The 14539-nt window shown below is 67.5% G+C and carries 11 protein-coding genes; 9 read left to right on the top strand and 2 right to left on the bottom strand.

The window, feature by feature from the left end; genetic code table 11:
- Positions 1-37 precede the first annotated feature (37 nt).
- The 6 genes from dhaL to ACFUTU_RS06350 all read left to right on the top strand — a co-directional run bounded on the left by dhaL (position 38) and on the right by ACFUTU_RS06350 (position 6699).
- Complete coding sequence (gene dhaL, locus ACFUTU_RS06375) at positions 38-1813, top strand: dihydroxyacetone kinase subunit DhaL (protein ID WP_377962141.1); 1776 nt, start codon at positions 38-40, stop codon at positions 1811-1813.
- Positions 1810-2292 (top strand): ribose-5-phosphate isomerase, encoded by a 483-nt coding sequence (locus tag ACFUTU_RS06370; RefSeq protein ID WP_377962138.1) that lies wholly within the window; start codon positions 1810-1812, stop codon positions 2290-2292. The genes dhaL and ACFUTU_RS06370 overlap by 4 nt, the downstream gene beginning before the upstream one ends.
- 2 nt (positions 2293-2294) lie before the next feature.
- Positions 2295-3263 carry a 3-hydroxyacyl-CoA dehydrogenase family protein gene (locus ACFUTU_RS06365; protein ID WP_377962135.1) on the top strand — a complete coding sequence of 323 codons (969 nt, stop codon included), beginning with the start codon at positions 2295-2297 and terminating at the stop codon, positions 3261-3263.
- 164 nt (positions 3264-3427) lie between these two features.
- The gene (locus ACFUTU_RS06360) at positions 3428-4195 is read left to right on the top strand and encodes an SDR family NAD(P)-dependent oxidoreductase (protein WP_377962132.1); all 768 of its coding nucleotides are present in this window, start codon (positions 3428-3430) and stop codon (positions 4193-4195) included.
- Between the two features lie 226 nt (positions 4196-4421).
- The gene (locus ACFUTU_RS06355) at positions 4422-5825 is read left to right on the top strand and encodes an MFS transporter (protein ID WP_377962129.1); all 1404 of its coding nucleotides are present in this window, start codon (positions 4422-4424) and stop codon (positions 5823-5825) included.
- Positions 5826-5889: 64 nt separating this feature from the next.
- Entirely contained in the window at positions 5890-6699 is an 810-nt protein-coding gene (locus tag ACFUTU_RS06350; RefSeq protein ID WP_377962126.1) for a triose-phosphate isomerase family protein, read from the top strand.
- A 17-nt stretch (positions 6700-6716) separates the two neighbouring features.
- Here the strand turns inward: ACFUTU_RS06350 and ACFUTU_RS06345 are convergent, their stop codons facing one another.
- Positions 6717-7013, bottom strand: coding sequence for a hypothetical protein (locus ACFUTU_RS06345; protein WP_377962124.1), 297 nt, complete (start codon positions 7011-7013; stop codon positions 6717-6719).
- A gap of 137 nt (positions 7014-7150) precedes the next feature.
- Here ACFUTU_RS06345 and ACFUTU_RS06340 point away from each other — a divergent pair, with 137 nt between their 5' ends.
- The 3 genes from ACFUTU_RS06340 (at position 7151) to ACFUTU_RS06330 (ending at position 12294) form a co-directional block, all read left to right on the top strand.
- A complete protein-coding gene (locus ACFUTU_RS06340) occupies positions 7151-9787 on the top strand; it encodes a Tex family protein (RefSeq protein ID WP_377962121.1) in 2637 nt (878 codons plus the stop codon).
- Between the two features lie 130 nt (positions 9788-9917).
- Positions 9918-11870 (top strand): gamma-glutamyltransferase family protein, encoded by a 1953-nt coding sequence (locus ACFUTU_RS06335; RefSeq protein WP_377962118.1) that lies wholly within the window; start codon positions 9918-9920, stop codon positions 11868-11870.
- 103 nt (positions 11871-11973) lie between these two features.
- The gene (locus ACFUTU_RS06330) at positions 11974-12294 is read left to right on the top strand and encodes a hypothetical protein (protein ID WP_377962115.1); all 321 of its coding nucleotides are present in this window, start codon (positions 11974-11976) and stop codon (positions 12292-12294) included.
- Positions 12295-12436: 142 nt separating this feature from the next.
- Here ACFUTU_RS06330 and ACFUTU_RS06325 read toward each other — a convergent pair whose 3' ends face one another.
- Entirely contained in the window at positions 12437-14419 is a 1983-nt protein-coding gene (locus ACFUTU_RS06325) for a DUF222 domain-containing protein (protein ID WP_377962112.1), read from the bottom strand.
- Positions 14420-14539 lie beyond the last annotated feature (120 nt).

Genomic DNA, 14539 nt, shown 5'->3' with positions numbered 1-14539 from the left:
CAAAACCGATCATCCAACCCGGATTCAATGAGGAACCATGACTCAGATCTTCGACAATCCCGCTGATTTCGCAGATGAGGCGCTGGACGGATTCGTCGCCGCGAACCGCGGGTATGTTGCCCGCGTGGACGGCGGCGTCGTCCGCTCCACCGAGATCCCCGCCGGCCAGGTGGCCCTGGTGGTGGGCGGCGGCTCCGGTCACTACCCGGCCTTCGCCGGCCTGGTCGGACCCGGCCTGGCCGCCGGATCCGCCTGCGGCAACATGTTCGCATCCCCGGCCGCGGGTCAGGTCTACCGCGTGGCCAAGGCAGCCAACGCCGGCGGCGGCGTGCTGCTGAGCTACGGCAACTACGCCGGCGACGTCCTGCACTTCGGCCAGGCACAGCTCCGCCTGAAGGCGGAGGGCATCGAAACGCGGACCGTGCTGGTCACTGACGATATCGCCAGCGCACCGCTGGACCAGATCGAGAAGCGGCGCGGCATCGCCGGCGACCTGACGGTCTTCAAGATCGCAGGCGCCGCAGCCGAGGCCGGACTCAACTTGGACGAGGTGGAGCGCCTCGCCATCAAGACGAACTACCGCACGCGGTCCCTGGGGGTGGCCTTCGACGGCTGCACCCTCCCCGGCGCAACCGAACCGCTGTTCCATGTTCCGGCCGGCCAGATGTCGCTGGGCCTGGGCATCCACGGCGAACCGGGCATCTCCGAACACCCCATGCCCACGGCCTCCGAACTTGCCGAGCTGCTGGTGTCGCGGCTGCTCGAGGACAAGCCCGAGGACGCCGGCGACCGCGTGGTTGCCATCGTCAACGGCCTGGGCACGGTCAAGTACGACGAGCTGTTCCTCCTCTTCGGCAAGGTCGAGAAACTCCTCACCGCGGCCAACCTGACCGTCGTCGAACCGGAATGCGGCGAGCTCGTCACCAGCCTGGACATGTCGGGGCTCTCCCTCACCCTGCTGTGGCTCGACGACGAACTCGAGCAGTACTGGTCCGCGCCCGCCGACACCCCTGCCTACCGCAAGGGCAACACCGCGCCGCGCGCCCGCCGCGAACTGACCAGCAGCGACGAGTCGGCGGAAGCGGACACCGAAAAGGCAACCGCGGCGTCCGCCAACCTGGGCCGGCTGGCAGCCGCCGTCCTCGCCCAGGTTCGGGACGTCGTCGTCGAACATGAAGCGGAACTGGGTGATCTGGACGCGATCGCCGGCGACGGCGACCACGGCATCGGCATGCGCCGCGGTGTCGATGCCGCCGCCGCTGCCGGTGAGCAGAACGCGGAAGCAGGAGCCTCAGTTGAGCGCGTGCTTACCGCCGCAGGCGAGGCGTGGAGCGAACGCGCCGGCGGCACCTCGGGCGCGCTGTGGGGGACGGCCGTGATGGCCGCCGGCCTCGCGCTCGGCAACCGGGAGTCCTACGGCGCCGGGGACGCGGCCGCCGCGGTATCCGCCTTCAGCAACGCCATCACCGATCTCGGCAAGGCAGAGCCGGGGGACAAGACCATGGTTGACGCCCTCCTGCCGTTCCGGGACGCGTTCAAGGACGCGTTCGACGGCGGGACCTCCCTGGGCGGGGCCCTCACCGCCGCCGCTGCCGCGGCTACCGAGGCAGCCCGGCAGACCGCGGACCTCCGCCCGCTTAAGGGCCGTGCCCGCCCGCTGGCCGAGAAGAGCCTCGGGCACCCGGACCCCGGTGCCATCTCGTTCGGGCTGATTGCCGAGCGGGTGGCCACCTACCTGGCATCTGAAACGGCCGCCTCAACACCGGCCGCATCCCACATGGCCTCGACGGCCGGAAACGGAGCAACAGAATGAGCACCACAGAAGGCTGGCGCATTGTCATCGGCAACGATGAGGCCGGCGTCGAATACAAGCAAGCACTGAAGGCGCTGCTGGAGGCAGACCCGCGCGTTGCCTCCGTCGAGGACATTGGGGTCGCCGCCAACGACTCCACCGCCTACCCGCACCTCGCGGTCGCGGCCGCCCGCAAAGTGGCCGAAGGCGAAGCAGACCGCGCGCTGCTGATCTGCGGCACCGGCCTTGGCGTGGCCATCGCCGCCAACAAGGTCCCCGGCATCCGTGCCGTAACCGCACACGACAGCTACTCCGTGGAACGCTCCGTGCTCAGCAACAACGCCCAGGTCCTCACCATGGGCCAGCGCGTCATCGGGCTGGAACTTGCCAAGAAGCTCGTGGGCGAATGGCTGGGGCACCGCTTCGATGAGAACTCCTCCTCCGCCGCCAAGGTGGACGCCATCTGCTCGTACGAACCCGACTACACGAAGGCCGACTGAACATGACCGAAACACCCACCAGCTCACGCAAGTTCGCCGTCGTCGGATCCGGCTACATGGGCGGCGGCATCGCCCAGGTCCTCGCCCTGGGCGGGGCCCGCGTTGCCCTCGCTGACGTGTCCGCCGAAGTGGCACAGAAGAACTACGAGCGCCTGCTCACCGAGTCTGACCAGTTCGTGGCGGACGGCCTGTTCCCCGAAGGCTCCACCGAGATCCTGAAGCAGAACCTGTGGGCCGCCAAGGACATCGAGGAAGCCGTTGCCGACGCCGACTTCATCGAGGAGGCTGTGCCCGAGGTCATAGCGATCAAGCACGAGACCCTGGCCCGCATCAGCGCGGCCGCCCGTCCGGACGCCATCATCGGCTCCAACACCTCCACCATCTCCATCGCCGAACTCTCCCAGCCCGTGGCCAACCCGGAGCGTTTCCTCGGCGTGCACTTCTCCAACCCGTCGCCGTTCATCCCCGGCGTGGAGATCATCCCGCACGAGGGCACCTCCACCGAGACGGTTGCCGCGGTCCGCGACCTGGTCCACTCCGCCAACAAGGAAACGGCAGTGGTCAAGGACGTCACCGGCTTCGTGCTGAACCGCCTCCAGTACGCGCTCTTCCACGAGGCTGCGCAGCTGGTGGAGCAGGGCATCGCGACGGCGGAGGACGTGGACACCCTGGTCCGCACCACCTTCGGCTTCCGCCTGCCGTTCTTCGGCCCGTTCGCCATCGCCGACATGGCCGGCCTGGACGTCTACAACTTCTGCTACAAGTCGCTGCAGACCGACTTCCCGGAGCGCTTCGCCACCCCCAAGATCCTCACGGACCTCGTGGAGGCCGGCAAGCTGGGCACCAAGTCGGGTGCAGGCTTCCTGAACGTCCCCGCCGAGCGCACCCCGGAGCTGATCGCCTACCGCAACAAGGCCTACGTTGCCATGCAGAAGCTCATCGAGGAACTCGGCCCGGCGCCGATTAACTGAGCGCCCATCAGCTGAGCTAGCCACCTGCCTCTCAACCAGGCACCACAGCAGTCGGGCGCTGCCCCAAAGCAGCAGCCCTTCTGTTGTGCTGCCCAGATTTCACCGGCTGCTGCCGCTAATTCCACCCGGCAGCAACCGGTCCCTGACCACCAAGGAGCACATTTATGAGCACTTTTCCGTCCGAGCGCACGGCCATCGTCACCGGCGCCGTCTCCGAGCGCGGCATCGGCCGGGCCACCGTCAACTACCTGGCGGAGCAGGGCTGGAACATCGGCATCATCGACCTCGATGACGCCCTTTGCCAGGCCACTGCCAAGGAGATCGCCAGCCAGTACGGCGTGAAGGCCCACGGCGTGGGTGCGAACGTGGCCGACGAAGCGTCGGTCCGTGCCGCCATCGACTCGATCGAGGCGGAGCTGCCGCAAATCGTGGCCCTCGCGAACGTTGCCGGCGTCAGCTCGCCAGTCCCGTACCTGGAACTCGAGTCTGCCGAGTGGGACCGCGTGCTCAATATCAACCTGAACGGCGTCCACTACGCCACCCGCCGTGTCGCCGAGTCCATGGTGAAGAACGGCATCGGCCGCATCGTGAACATCTCCTCCGTTTCCGCCCAGCGCGGCGGCGGAACGTTCTCCAAGACCCCCTACTCCGTGGCCAAGGCCGGCGTGATCGGCCTGACCCGCTCCACCGCCCGCGAACTGGGGGAGTACGACATCACGGTCAACGCCATCTCACCGGGCCCCATCGACACCGACATCATGGGCGGCACCCTCAGCCAGGAACGCAAGGACGAACTGGTCAAGGACCTCGTGGTGAACCGTGTCGGTTCCACCCGGGACATCGCCGCGGCCATCGCCTTCCTCATCAGCGAGGACGCCGGTTACATCTCCGGCCAGACGCTGAATGTGGATGGCGGCCTCTACATGCACTAGCCCCCTAAACCCAGCAGGAAGGACCACAATGCTTAGCTCGTGGACTAAGGAACGCAAGATCTACCTGGCCGTCGGTGTCCTCGCCTGCCTCGCCGGGGTGCTGCTTATCGCCTTTGGGCTCTGAATTTTTGCCTTAACACCCTGAATTACCCGGGAATCCGTTCGTCCCGAACGGACCCATCTGCTCTGCCCTGATTTGCTCACTTTTACTCAAAGAGGAGTTTGAATGACTGTCGCTAACTCATCCGCTACAAAGGAGCTGTTGGAGTCGCCGGTTCTCAAATCGGCCATCTCCAAGGCGTCCTTCCGGCTCATGCCGATGCTCGTCATCCTGTATGTTGTGGCCTTCCTGGACCGCACCAACGTGGGTTTCGCCGAAGCCGCCCTTGAGGCGGACAAGGGCATCAGCGCGGGCGCCTACGCGCTGGGCGCCGGTATCTTCTTCATCGGATACGCCCTGTTCGAAATTCCCAGCAACCTGCTGCTGACCAAGTTCGGTGCCAAGGTGTGGCTGGCACGCATCGCCGTCACGTGGGGCATCGTCTCCGCCTGCTTCGCCTTCGTGCAGGACGAGACCTCGTTCGTCATCCTGCGGTTCCTGCTGGGCGTGACCGAGGCCGGGCTCTTCCCCGGCGTCATCATGTTCCTCGCCGCCTGGTTCCCCAACAAGGTCCGCGTCAAGATGTTCGCCATCTTCTACCTGGCCCAGCCTTTCTCCCAGATGATGGGCGCCCCTCTTTCCGGCTGGCTGATCAACATCGGCGACCAGGTTCCCGGCGTCCAGGGCTGGCAGGTCATGTTCTTCGTCGAGGGCATGCTCGCCGTGCTCGCCGGCATCGCCTCCTTCTTCTTCCTGATCAACAGCCCGCAGGAGGCCAAGTTCCTCAACAAGGAAGAGAAGAAGGCCCTGCAGGACGTCATGGCCCTCGAGGACAACGTCAAGGAAGAGTCCGGTCCGCGCGGCGTCCTCGCAGCGATGAAGAACGGCCGTGTCTGGTACTTCACCATCATCTACTTCTGCCTGCAGATCGCCGTGTACGGTGTGACCTTCTACCTGCCGCAGCAGGTGTCCCAGCTGACCGGCCAGAAGGTGGGCCTCGCCGTCGGCCTCATGGCCGCCATCCCGTGGTTCTTCGGCATCTTCGCCTGCTACTTCATCGGCAAGGCAGCGAACACCGTGATCCGCCGCCGCGTCTGGGGCACCGGCCTGTTCATCTCGACCGGTCTCTGCATCTTCGGCTCCGCGTGGGCAGGAGCCAACCACCTGCCGGCGGTAGGCATCGTGTTCATCACCCTCGCGGTGTGCAGCTTCCTGTCCATCGGCCCCATCGCCTGGTCATACCCGACGGCGTTCCTCACCGGAACTGCCGCAGCAGCCGGCATCGGGCTCATCAACTCGCTGGGCAACCTGGGCGGCTTCGTGGCCCCGATCCTGCGGACCACCGTCAACCAGGTCACTGCCTCGGACACCGGAACCATGGGCGTGTACGCCCTCGGTGTGCTGCCGTTCCTGGCCGCGGCGATGATGATCGGCACCCGAAAGTTCAAGAACAAGGCCGACGACCTGCTCGACACCGGCGCCCTCGGCACCGCCGGCACTGCCGAGCGGCAGTCGGTGCTGGAAAAGTAGCCAGCAGACGATAACCAAGGCGCAGCACCAGCGCCGCAGCACCACCAGCAAAGGCAGGACTCCCGTGAGCAAGCTCAGCCAGGCCATCAAGAACCCCGGCACGACTTTCGTCGGCGTCAGCACCAAGATGTACCTGGGCTATGGGGACAGCCTGCGCTGGCTGGATGAACTGCGCCAACAGGTGGACACCCGCCCGGCCCTTGCGGCCGGGCGGGTGGTCCCGTTTGTAATCCCTTCTTTCCCTGTGCTCCCTGCGGCGGGGGAAATCCTCGCCGGGTCGCCGCTGGTCCTGGGCGCGCAGAACTGCGGCTGGGCCGACGGACCGTGGACGGGCGAACTGTCGCCATCGCTGCTTGCCGAGCTGGGCGTGGGACTGGTGGAGATCGGCCATGCCGAACGACGGCGGCACTTCGCTGAGGACGACACCATGATCGCGCTCAAAGTCAGGGCGGCCGACGGCGCCGGCGTCACCCCGCTGCTCTGCGTGGGGGAAGAGACGCGCGGCACGCAAACCGCAGAACATACCGTCGCCGGCGCGGAAGCGGCCGCCCGGTTCGTCTACGGACAGATCGAGGCCGCGGTCGGCGGCGACTGGAACCTGGCCGCCCGGCTAGTCATCGCCTATGAACCCGTCTGGGCCATTGGCGCCGCCGAGCCCGCCAGCGCGGAGTATGTATCCGCCGTCGTACGTGTTTTGCGGGAGCTGCTCGGTGCCCGCGCGCTGCAGGACCTTCCGGTGATCTACGGCGGTTCCGCCAAGCCCGGCCTGTTGCCTACGCTGGAGGGGGTATCGGGTCTGTTCCTCGGCCGGTTCGCACACGACGCAGCCAACTTCGGGAAGGTGCTGGACGAGGCGCTGGCGCTGGCGGACTAACTGGCCAGCCGGAAGTACTAGAGGAACGCCTCACGGCCGGTGCCCTCTTCGAGCACGAGCTCGCCGTCCTCGATGGACACCAGCAGGCTCCGCGGCCGGCCGTGGAGCTTCATTTCGGCGCTGAGATTGCGGCTGGTGACTTCAACCCCCACCGTTGCGCCCTTCGCCGGAAGTTCCACGGAGACTTCCTCGGCCATGCCCAGAAGCTCCCGCGTGGTGACGTCGCGGTCGTACCGGGCCTCCTTGCCATTGACGGTGATTGCGACCTCATCCTCGTTGAAGCCGTCCTGAAGAATGATGAGCAATTCCTGCATGATGTGCCGCCTCAGTCGATGACCCCCGCTGCATACAGTCACTACACCACTTAAGGACGGCCGTGGGTAGTGCGGTTTGGTCCGCCCCCTGCGCACGCAGCCGCCCCAGACGGGCTCCCGTAGGGCAAAATGTTCTGGTGACCCAACAGCCGCAGCACCCTGCCACGCCCACGCCCAGCCCTTCCCCAGCCGCCGGAAACAGGCCGAAGGATGCCCCCGCGCCAGGTCATGCCGGCAGCCAGGGGGCTGACCAGCTGGCCGCCCGGATTGCGGAACAGATCGCCAGCGAACTCGGTGTGAAGCCCTGGCAGGTGAAGGCGGCCGTGGAATTGCTCGACGGCGGCTCCACCGTCCCGTTCATCGCCCGGTACCGCAAGGAAGCCACCGGGACGCTCGACGACGGCCAGCTCCGCGAGCTCGACGAGCGGCTGCGCTACCTCCGGGAACTGGAGGACCGCCGTCGTGCCGTTCTGGAGGCGATTGCCGCCCAGGGGAAGCTGACCCCTGAACTGGAGGCCGCCGTCGTGGCCGCCGACACGAAGTCCCGCCTCGAAGACATCTACCTGCCCTTCAAGTCCAAGCGCCGCACCAAAGCGCAGATCGCGCGCGAGGCGGGGCTGGAACCGCTGGCGGACGCCCTGCTCAACCGCCCCGAACTCGACCCCGAGCGCGAGGCAGCCAAATACCTGAACACGGAACACGCCGTCGACGACGCCGCTGCCGCGCTCGCCGGCGCCCGCGCCATCCTCGTGGAGCGCGTCGCCCAGGACCCGGATCTGGCGGAGAACCTGCGCGAGCGGCTGTGGACACAGGGCCGGATGGTGTCGCGGGTGAAGAAGGGCAAGGAATCCGAAGGACAGAAGTTCGCGGATTACTTCGAGTTTTCGCAGGCGCCGTCGGGCATGCCGTCGCACCGGGTGCTGGCGCTGCTGCGCGGTGAGAAGGACGGCGTCCTCGAGCTGGACCTCGCCGAAGCTGATCCGTCCGACGACGAAGCCCTCGCCGCCGCGCGCACCCGCTACGAATCCGCCGTGGCCCGGTTCCTCGGGGTCGCCGACCGCGGCCGGCCCGCCGATTCGTGGCTGCTCCAGACCGCGCAGGTGGCGTGGCGTTCCAGGGTGTTGGCGCGGCTCACGGCGGATCTGCGGGGGCGGATGTTCGCGGATGCGGAAGACGAGGCCGTGCGCGTTTTCGCCGCCAACCTGCGGGACGTGCTGCTGGCCGCCCCTGCAGGAAACCGCGCCACGCTGGGCCTCGACCCGGGGCTGCGGACCGGTGTGAAAGTGGCCGTGGTCGACAAGACCGGCAAGGTGGTGGCCACCGACACGGTCTATCCGCATGCACCGGCGCGCAAGTGGGACGAGGCGCTGGCGACGCTGACCCGCCTGGCGCGGCAGCACGCCGTCGAACTCGTGGCGATCGGCAACGGGACGGCGTCGCGCGAAACGGACAAGCTCGCGGGCGAACTGATCAAACAGCTTGCCTCGGCTGCCGGCAGCAGTGCGCCGGCCCCGCAGAAGCTGGTGGTGTCCGAAGCCGGTGCATCCGTGTACTCGGCATCCGCACTCGCCGCCGCCGAACTCCCCGGCATGGACGTGTCCCTGCGCGGGGCGGTGTCCATCGCCCGCCGGCTGCAGGATCCGCTGGCCGAGCTGGTCAAGATTGATCCGAAGTCGATCGGCGTGGGGCAGTACCAGCACGACGTCACGGCGTCGAAGCTGGACCGCAGCCTGGATGCGGTCGTGGAGGACTGCGTGAACGCCGTGGGCGTGGATGTGAACACGGCGTCACCGGCGCTGCTGAGCCGGGTGGCCGGTGTCGGGCCGCTGCTGAGCGAGAACATCGTGGCGTACCGCAATGAGAACGGGCCGTTCGCCAAGCGCAGCGAGCTGAAGAAGGTGCCCCGGCTGGGTGCCAAGGCGTTTGAACAGTGCGCCGGATTCCTGCGGATCACCGGGGGAGCGGAGCCGCTCGACGCCTCCAGCGTCCATCCCGAAGCGTACTCGGTGGCTCGGAAGATCCTGACGGCGGCCGGTGTCGGCGGCGGTTCCGGCGCTTCGGGCTCGCGAGCTTCGGGTGGGGCGGGCGGGCTCGCTCCGCTGGCTGACGCCGGACGGCTGAACCCTGCGGATTTTGTGGATGGGACCTTCGGGCTCCCCACGGTGCGCGACATCATCGCCGAACTGGAGAAACCGGGGCGCGATCCGCGGCCGGCGTTCAAGGCGGCGGCGTTCTCCGAGGGCATCGAGAAGATTTCCGATCTGAAGCCGGGCATGGTCCTCGAGGGAACCGTCACCAACGTGGCCGCGTTTGGTGCGTTCGTGGACGTCGGGGTCCACCAGGACGGGCTGGTGCACGTGTCTGCTCTCGCCAACCGGTTCGTCGCCGATCCGCGTGAGGTGGTCAAGTCCGGACAGGTGGTCCGCGTGAAGGTGCTGGAGGCTGATCCGGAACGGAAACGCATTTCGCTCACGCTAAGGCTCGACGACGAATCCGGCTCATCCGGTGACCGGTCCGTTGGCGACCGTTCAGCCGGGGGACGCGGTGGCCAGAAGCGGGCAGACGGCCGCACCGCCGGCCGCGCGGCAGGCGGCGACGGCGACCGGAACCGGGAAACCGGACGCAACCGGATGGGCGATCCTGGACAGGCGGGCGGAAAGCCGGCACCGCACCAGGGGAACGACCGGCGCCAGCCGAAGCAGTCCGGCCAGCGGCCGGCTCCTGCCGATACCGCCATGGCGGAAGCGCTGCGGCGGGCGGGCCTGGGCAAGTAGGCTAACGGCGCAAATAGGCCAACTCAGGGCAAATGCGCTGGTGCGGGGCGGGTAACCGGCTGGTCCCTCCGAGCGTGTCGGGCGCGCCGTATCCGGGGCGGGGCGGAAACCGGTGACTACAGTAGCCCCTATGAGTTTCACGAGGCCGGAGACTTTTACCACCCGTCCTACGCTGCAGGGTACCTTCGGCATGGCCGCCACCACCCACTGGCTCGCCACCGGCACTGCGCAGGCCGTGCTCGAGCGGGGTGGCAACGCCTTCGATGCGGCCACAGCCGCCGCCTTCGTACTCCACGTGGTGGAACCGCACCTCAATGGGCCCGGCGGTGACATGACCGGCGTCTTCACTACGGCGGCGGACCCCGGCAGGCCTGTGGTCCTGATGGGCCAGGGCCCGGCCCCGGCGGGAGCGACGGTAGGGCACTTCCGTGCGGAAGGCCTGGAACTCGTGCCCGGCTCAGGTGCGCTCGCCGCGGCGGTTCCTGCCGCCGTCGACGCCTGGCTGTTGCTGCTGAGGGATCACGGAACATGGGAACTGGCCGAAGTCCTGGACTTCGCCATCCGGTACGCGCGTGACGGCCATCCGGTCCTGGGACGCGTCTGCAGCACGATCTCGGCCGTAGCGGAGCTGTTCCGGGAACACTGGCCCACGTCTGCCGACCTGTGGATGCCGGAGGGGCGCATCCCGGAGGAAGGCGACCTGGTCCGGAACCCCGCGCTTGCCCGCACGCTGCGGAAACTGGTGCAGGCTGGCGCTGGCCTCGGCGAGGCGTTCGCCGCACAGCCGGCGCACACCCGGGAGGAGCGCATCGATGCCGCCCGCCGGGAGTGGGGCGAGGGTTTCGTGGCCCGTGCCGTTGCCGAGAGTGTTCACACACCGCACCGCCATTCGTCCGGGACCGACCACCGCGGCGTCATGACGATGGCAGACATGGCCGGATTCCGCGCGTCGTACGAGGAACCTGTCACGTTCGAGTTCCGCGGGCACACGATCGCGAAGACCGGCCCGTGGGGGCAGGGGCCGGCCCTGCTGCAGACGCTTGCGATCCTGGCCGGCTTCGACGACGAGCGCCTCGATCCGTCCACCGAACTCGGTGCGCACACGATTCTGGAGGCCCAGAAGCTCGCACTGGCGGACCGTGAGGCCTACTACGGTGACGACGGCGTTCCACTCGATTACCTGCTGTCGGAAGAGTACGCGGCGACGCGCCGGGAGCTGATTACGGAAGAAGCGTCGCGCGAGTTCCGTCCGGGGTCAGTTCCCGGGCGTGAGCCATACGTGCCCGCGCTTCGTACCGAGTACGTTCCGCCGGTGCCGCTGGATGACGACGGCGGGGCGTCGGCTTTTGGGGGCCCGGCCGCTTCCAGCCGCGGCCGTTCCGCTGCTGCCGCCGCCGGCGTAGGCGAACCAACAGTCGGTGCAGCTTTGCTCGGCGAAACGGGTTCCGGCGGGCCCCGTACTGCGGAACCGGCGGTGTCATCCAACGGGGAAATGCGCGGCGACACGGTCCACATCGATGTTGTGGACCGCTGGGGCAACATGGTTTCGGCAACGCCGTCCGGCGGCTGGCTGCAGTCTTCGCCGGCAATCCCTGAGCTCGGTTTTTGCCTGGGCACGAGGTTGCAGATGACGTGGCTCGAGACTGGAACGCCGTCCACGCTGACGCCGGGCAAGCGCCCGCGAACCACGCTGACGCCAACGCTGGTGCTGCGCGATGGCGCCGCCGTTTCCGCGCTCGGATCGCCGGGCGGAGACCAGCAGGACCAGTGGCAGTTGCTGTATCTGCTGCGGACCATCGTCGGTGGGTACTCGCCGCAACAGGCCATCGATGCCCCGGCGTTCCATACGACGTCGATGCCCGGGTCCTTCTGGCCACGCACTTGGGAACCCGGCGGTGCAGTGGTGGAGGACCGGTTGGGCGACGACGTTATCGCCGGGCTCGAGGCGCGGGGCCACCGCGTTACCAGGGCAGGGGACTGGACGCTGGGACGGCTGTCCGCCGTCGTGCGTGATCCCAGGACGGGCGTGCTCCAGGCTGCCGCGAACCCGCGCGGTGCCCAGGGATACGCGGCGGGACGGTAGGAACGGAACTTTTGTTCGCCGTGTTTGAACAGTGCCGCGCTTCATTTCCTGTTAGCGGCGGGGCGGGGTTTCTGGTGCGCCGGTTATCTGCAAGGCTGGGGGAATGAACTACTTCCTGGAGTACACGATTCCCGCTGGCCCCGACGACGCCGAATTCGAGTTCCCGCACGACGAGGTTCAATCCGGGACCACCATCCCGCTCTCGGAAACCAACGCCGAGGTAGTGCACACCCCTGCGCTTCCGGCCCGCACCGGGATCATCGGAGCCACCGTGCCGGAGGCGAAGCTGGAGGCGGAGCAGCTCATCACGCACAGCAGGGCAACGGAGGCTTCCCTGTACGAGGACCCCTCCAACTCGCTTCAGGCGGGTGTGGGCACACTGGTTGCCACGTTCACCGAAGGCAGTGGCTGGCAGGACGCCTAGCGGCGGTGCACGCCACGTTTCACCCGAAGCGTCCGGTCCCCACTTTTTTGGGGGCCGGGCGCTTTCGTTTTCACCCTGGTTCCCGTATTGAACTCAGCTCCGCTCCTTGAGGCCAAATCCCGTGGCCGTTCAATCCGCTGGTTCATGTTTTGTGGTGGTGGTTTTGTCGGGGTTGTTGGCGGGGGTCGATGTGGGGTGGCGGGATGAACCAGGGGACGCCGTTTTTGATGTGGATTTTCCACTGTTCTTTATGGATGAGGTGATGGTGGTGGGTGCAGAGGAGGACGCCGTTGTCGGTGCTGGTGGGTCCGCCTTGTGACCAGTAGGTGATGTGGTGGGCTTCGCACCAGGTGGCGGGGATGGTGCAGTTGGGGAAGGCGCAGCCTTGGTCGCGGGCGTTGAGGGCTTTGCGGATGTGGGGTGGGAAGATCCGGGTGGTGCGGCCGACGTCGAGGATGCGTCCTTGGCTGCCGAGGAGGATGGGGATGATGTCGGCGTCGCAGGCGATCTTGCGGATGGTGGAGGCAGTGATCGGGCCGGTGTAGGTGAAGGACCCGCTGCCGGTGGGGCTGCCGAAGAAGCCGGCGTCTGGCTGGCTATGGCCGTCGCGTTCGGCTCGTTCCAGGGGCTGCCTGTCCGGGGTTGCAGGCGGTTCGGGATTGCTGATCTGCCAGCTGCCTGGGAGGAGTTGTGGGCCGGTGGCCCGCCAGCCGGGTGTGTTTGGCGGCTGGCTGATGGTCCTTGGTGTGGGGCTGTCTGCTGGCCGGCTGCTGCGGCGGTAGCGGGGGCCTTGGGCGGCGGTGGCTTCGATGCCGTTGAGGAGGTCTTTGTAGGAGACGGTGACCATGACCTGGGGGCGGAGTCCTCCGGTGCTGGGCAGGGTCCCGGTGGCGAGGGCTACCTTGGCGGCGCCGACGAGCCCGTCGAGGCGTTGCTGGGCCAGGGTGCGCCGGTCCAGCTCCGGGAGGTAGGTGCTGTTGAATGCCGCGTCCAGGTCGGTGCCTTCAGATATGCCGCCGGTGTTGTCACCCGCGCCGGTGTTGTCACTGCCGCCGCTCACGCCGTTGCTCTCTTCAGGGCTGGTGTGGCCGGTTTCGGTGTTGGTGGTGTCGGGTGTGGTGGTGCGGGGGTTGGTGGCGGTGTTCATGACGGTGGTGAGGACTTCGTACTGGTCTGTGGTGGCGTGGATTTCGAGGTGGTAGAGGCCGCCGCGTTTGGGGCGGATGAAGATGCCCTGGCGGTGGCGGAGGTTCTCTTCGGACGGTTCGGTGCCGTCCTGGTCGAGGGCGTCGATCCAGCGGAGGGCGATGCGGGTGAGGAAGTCGTGGTCGTTGTCGATCGCGGTTTGGGTGAGGCTGTGTTCCATCTGGGCGATCGTGGCGGGGTCGGGGATATGGCGGACTTTGTCCAGGGCGGTGGTGATGATGGTTCCGGCGCGGGAGGAGATGATTCCGGCGGTGAGGGCTGCGGCGGTTTCTTCGTGTTCAGGCGGCATGGGGCGGCCCGCGAGTCCGGTGCGGGGGAGTGTGGCGTGGGCGAGGGTGAGGCGGCGGCGGGCTTCGCTGGCGCTGATCCGGAGCCGGGTGCGGAGGAAATCAGCAGCGTTCCGGGCCCCGTCATCGGCCGGGGACCAGGTTACGGCACTCGCCGGCACGGCCGGAACGGCGGCGGGGGTGTTCTCGCCGGTGTCACTGGCAGGGGTGGTTTCGGGTTCATTGCCCCAGCCGGTGGTCCAGCCGGCGGCGCGGTTGGCGGCCTCGGCGGCGTTGATCGCCTCGGCCCGGGTCCGTTCCACCGCCGCGGCAGCCTGGAGCTGAAGGTATTCGATCCGGCGTGAGAGTTTCTCTGTGAGCTCCGCGAAATCGGCTGCTTCCAGGAAGTTGGCTGCCGCCAGTTCCTCCTGGGCAGCGGTGATCGCGGAATCCAGGAGGGTCAGGCTGGCCTTCAGGTCAGCGGTTGCCGGCCCTGCACCGGCGTCGGAATTGCCCTCGACAGAGGCGCCGGGGGAGGTAGCCACGGCGGGAACGCTGCGCAGCCCGCGCCCGCGCAGCAGAGCAGCAGCACGCAGGCCGGCGGCGCCCGTTACCGCCGCGCTTTCCGCTCCATGCTCCCCAATGGCTTCCATGGGACTACTTTGTCAGCCGGGTCTGACAGTAATGATGGAATTGGCTTGTGTTGCGGTGTGACTCTGGGTGTGACTGACGCCTTGCGAAGGGTTTGTCTTGATAATGATCTGTCCGCCGCG

It is taken from the genome of Arthrobacter sp. NPDC057388, from assembly GCF_042668165.1.
Classification (GTDB): domain Bacteria; phylum Actinomycetota; class Actinomycetes; order Actinomycetales; family Micrococcaceae; genus Arthrobacter.
Note: the sequence above shows the minus strand (reverse complement) of the source record. Positions and strands in the feature narration are given on the sequence as shown.